We start from the raw sequence: 4130 nt of genomic DNA, 5'->3' as shown, positions 1-4130 counted from the left end.
GCTAGAAACCCTTTGCTTATCAACTGAAAAAATTCACCCAAGCCATTATATTGTTTTGGTAGTTATTGAAAAAAAATATGTTACACTGCATTTCTTTCCAATTTATACACATTCCCATCTTTTCAATGAACTTCTGCCCGATTAGTTTGCCTGCAAAAAGTGAAGTCATGTTTCAATTTTAAAAACAAAGTTAACAACCTATTTGTGCAGTCAGCAGATATAATTAAAAGAGGTTTGAGCTTTAGCAAGATGCGCTATTCAGCAGGGTTAAACGACATTGGCTTCAGTGTAAAATCTTAAAAACCAGTTCCTTCATCAAACCGCCGTGGTCGGTGATTGAGTCAACGCCTTTACTTTTTACATCGTATTCACGCAGGTAGCTGATGATCTGCATGGTTTTGCCGTAGTTGTAACTCCTGGCAGCCTGTTCATAATCCTTGATAAAATAGGGGCTTACACCTAATTCGCGCGCCAGGTTTTGGGGCGACTTGTCTTTTACATAATGATATACCAGCACCTTGCTGAAAAAGTTATTCAGGTTTCCCAATACCAGCACAATTGGGTTGGCCTTGGGATTTGCCTCGAAATAGTTAATGATCTGGTTAGCTTTGAAAGCATCTTTTTTCCCGAGGGCTGCCTGCAGCTCAAATACATTATATTCTTTACTGATGCCGATATTATCCTGGATCAGTTTAAGGTTGATCTCCTGCCCTGCCGATATGTTCAACATGAGTTTTTCAAGCTCGTTGGCGATCTTTGAAAGGTCGTTCCCTAAATATTCCGCGAGCATTAAGGATGCCTGCTGGTTTATTTTATAACCTTTTCCGGCAATAAAATCCTCTATCCAGGCCGGCACTTTACTATCATAAAGCGCCGCAGATTCAAATATCAAACCGCTTTTTTCAATTGCTTTATAGGTTTTCTTTCTTTTATCGAACTTACCGTATTTATAACAAAATACAAGGATTGTACTTGACAAAGGGTTTTCGAGATAGCTTAATAGCGGATTAATACCTTTTTTATCCGCATCATCATTTCCCCATTTCATATCCTGGGCCTCTTTTACCAAAACAACCTGGTAATCGGCCATCATGGGGTAACGTTTGGATGCGTTTAATACAGACATGATATCCGTATCCTTACCATAAAATACCGTTTGATTAAACCCTTTCTCTGCGTCAGAAAGCAGTTTATGTTCTATAAAATCGCTTACCAGGTCGATATAATAAGGCTCTTCCCCATGCAACAGGTAAATAGGTTTGTATTTCCGGTTTTTTAAGTCTTTCAGTAATTCGGTAGCCGTCATTTCACCGGCAAATTACGGAAATTTATTATGAAAAGTCATTGGTTATCGGTCATTAGTCATTGGTTAAAATTATGACTAATCGAATTTTCAATCGCCACCCATCATTAGGATTGTACTGTTAAATTGATCATTTTCGCATCATGGATTTGTTGGTTCCACTGCAATTACCGCCCTACCCTTTTAAAATTACCGATCAAAACGGGCAATTGATATTGTTCGACCCGATCAGAAAAAAAAATATTGTCATTACGCCGGAGGAATGGGTGAGGCAGCATTTTGTGCAGTACCTTATCAACCAAAAAAAATACCCAAAAACGCTTATCAAACTGGAAGGCGGGCACAAGCTGAACGGGATGGCCAAACGATCGGATATCGTGGTTTATAACCCTGCAGGCGAGAAAATATTACTGGTTGAATGCAAAGCGCCTTCGGTAAGCATTGATCAAAAAGTTTTCGACCAGATAGCCCGTTATAACATGGTGCACAAGGTAAAGGTAATTGCGGTTACCAATGGCTTACAGCATTATTATTGCCTGATAGATTTTGAGGCTGTGAATTATAAATTTATAGAGGAATTGCCCACCTACGCTCAAATGTGATCAATGAACTGCTGCAACCAGGTTTTGGATCTTTTCAAGCAATTCTTCAGGCTTAAACGGTTTTGAAACGTAATCATTCATACCTGCCTTTAATACCTGTGCTTTAATATCGTATAAAGCAGCTGCAGTAAGGGCAATAATAGGCGTAAGCGCTTTCCTTGGATCCGGTAGCTTGCGGATCTCCATCGCGGCATCAAATCCATTCATCACCGGCATTTGCAGGTCCATTAAAATAATATCAAAATCGCTTTCTTTGGCAATTTCTATCACATGCTGCCCGTTATTGGCAATAACAGGTTTTATTCTCCATTTAGAAAGCAGCTTCTTCATCAACAACACATTAACCGGGTTATCTTCAGCAATCAGCATTCTCAAATTCTCAAAAGATTCAGCGTAGTTAAGCAATGTATTTTTGTCATCAGTATCATCAATAGCCGTAGCAACCGGAAAATCCATACTGAACGAAAACTCCGAACCGCGACCTACTTTACTGGTAACATACATCTGCAGCCCCTGCAATTCAAGCAGTCGCTTTACAATGGCAAGGCCCATTCCGGTACCTCCGTATTGCCGGGTTGTGGTTATTGATTCCTGCGTAAATGGTTCAAAAATACTCTCAAGGTTTCGCTGATCTATGCCTATCCCGGTATCCTTAACCACAAAATTCACTGTAATGTTATTACCCTGGCTCTCGTGAAAAGATGCTTTGATCCAAATATTACCGGCTTTCGTAAATTTGATGGCGTTACTAACAAGATTAAATAATATTTGTCCCAACCGGGTAGGATCGCCCATCAGTGTTTTCTCGCTTAGCAAAGGGTCTATTTTAATCATAAACTCCAACCCTTTTTGATCTGCTTTGATTTTCTCCGAGCCGCAAATATTTTCAACAACTTCAACAAGATTAAACCTTGTTTTTTCAAAAATAACTTTCCCCGCCTCTATCTTATTAAAATCAAGTACATCATTTACGATTGCCATCAGGTTATTGGCCGAAAATTTTAAAACATCAAGGTTTTCCACCTGGTCCGGCCTGGGCTTCGCCATCAGCATTACATTGCTCATACCAATAATCGCATTGAGCGGGGTCCTGATCTCATGCGACATGGTGGCCAGAAATTCGGATTTTATCATAGATGATTTTTCCGCCTTTTTAATAGCCAGTTCAAGTTCAGCATTCAGTTCTACCTGTTTTTCACCGTTTTCTTTTAACTCCCGGATATTATTTAAAAATGCCCCGTAAAAATGGCTGTGAATATAAATGATCAATATAAAATTGGCAAAAATGCTGATAATGATAGTCGACTGGTCAACCGACTCAGGGCGAAGAGCAATGGAATAGTTACCATTGTAGGAGATCAGCAAAAAAACCATTACGGGCACAAGGTTCAACAATGAGTATAATAAACCCCATCGCTGCCCGATCATGTAATAACTGAACAGTATAACTAATAAAATTACCTGTACCGTAATAATATCAACCTTCTGCATGGCAATAAAAACATTATTAAGGTTGATAATGGTAGCAATAATAAGCACGGCATGCGAAATTTGCTTCCAGTTGGCCCGGTAGGTAAGGTATTTAAACAATACCAATAACGACACGAGCAGAATACCGGCAGTAATGGTGAGCAAGGCCTGGCGTTGGAAATAAACACTTATAAAAAGGCCGAATACAGCTACTCCCACTATCCAGAAGCCATAATAAAGCAAACGTATCCGTGCCTGGTCAAGAAGAGATTGATCCTTTGAAAGAATATTATTAAGTGAAAAGTTAAAAAAACTTACTTTCCTGTTCATTAAGAAATGGCCTAAATGTTAAGTTTAAAATCTGCAATTAAATTTCAGCAATACAAGGCCATGCCCATTGGGCGCCCTGCTTCATCTATAATTTATCACAGTTTCAAATGCAATTAACAAGCCAAAGCTTCTAAATTCTCTTCAATGATCTTCAACTTAGCTTCGGCATCGGCTTTTTTCCTTAACTCAACCTCTATGATCTCAGGTTTCGCGTTGCTCATAAACCTTTCGTTCCCTAACTTTGAGTTAACTGACCGAAGGAACCCTATAAAATATTCCCGGTCTTTTTTAAGCTTTGCGCTCTCGGCAACCGGGTCCAAGGTTTCATTTAAAGGAACATAAAACTCGTCTGTTGATACCATAAAACTCACTGCACCAACTATTTTATCAGTAACAATATTGAAGTTATCTAGATTAGCTGATTT

General features: G+C 39.2%; 3 protein-coding genes and 1 pseudogene. 1 reads left to right on the top strand and 3 read right to left on the bottom strand.

Annotated elements, in window-relative coordinates; all coding sequences use genetic code 11:
• Positions 1-283: 283 nt before the first annotated feature.
• On the bottom strand, positions 284-1306 hold the full coding sequence (holA, locus tag QZY09_RS01760; RefSeq protein ID WP_295667413.1) for a DNA polymerase III subunit delta: 1023 nt from the start codon (positions 1304-1306) through the stop codon (positions 284-286).
• Positions 1307-1446: 140 nt separating this feature from the next.
• Between holA and QZY09_RS01755 the strand changes: the two genes are divergently transcribed.
• The gene (locus tag QZY09_RS01755; RefSeq protein ID WP_295667411.1) at positions 1447-1905 is read left to right on the top strand and encodes a type I restriction enzyme HsdR N-terminal domain-containing protein; all 459 of its coding nucleotides are present in this window, start codon (positions 1447-1449) and stop codon (positions 1903-1905) included.
• Here the strand turns inward: QZY09_RS01755 and QZY09_RS01750 are convergent, their stop codons facing one another.
• Entirely contained in the window at positions 1906-3705 is a 1800-nt protein-coding gene (locus tag QZY09_RS01750) for an ATP-binding protein (protein WP_295667408.1), read from the bottom strand.
• A 113-nt stretch (positions 3706-3818) separates the two neighbouring features.
• Positions 3819-4130 (bottom strand): annotated as a pseudogene (locus QZY09_RS01745) (valine--tRNA ligase); the annotation flags it as partial.

It is taken from the genome of uncultured Mucilaginibacter sp. (genome assembly GCF_903913935.1).
In the GTDB taxonomy this organism is placed as follows: Bacteria; Bacteroidota; Bacteroidia; order Sphingobacteriales; family Sphingobacteriaceae; genus Mucilaginibacter.
This window is presented reverse-complemented; position numbering and strand designations above follow the sequence as displayed.

What these genes read in the sequence shown, in the direction of transcription:
- holA (WP_295667413.1), bottom strand. Translation starts at nt 1,306, where the DNA reads ATGACGGCTACCGAATTACTGAAAGACTTAAAAAACCGGAAATACAAA.
- QZY09_RS01755 (WP_295667411.1), top strand. Translation starts at nt 1,447, where the DNA reads ATGGATTTGTTGGTTCCACTGCAATTACCGCCCTACCCTTTTAAAATT.
- QZY09_RS01750 (WP_295667408.1), bottom strand. Translation starts at nt 3,705, where the DNA reads ATGAACAGGAAAGTAAGTTTTTTTAACTTTTCACTTAATAATATTCTT.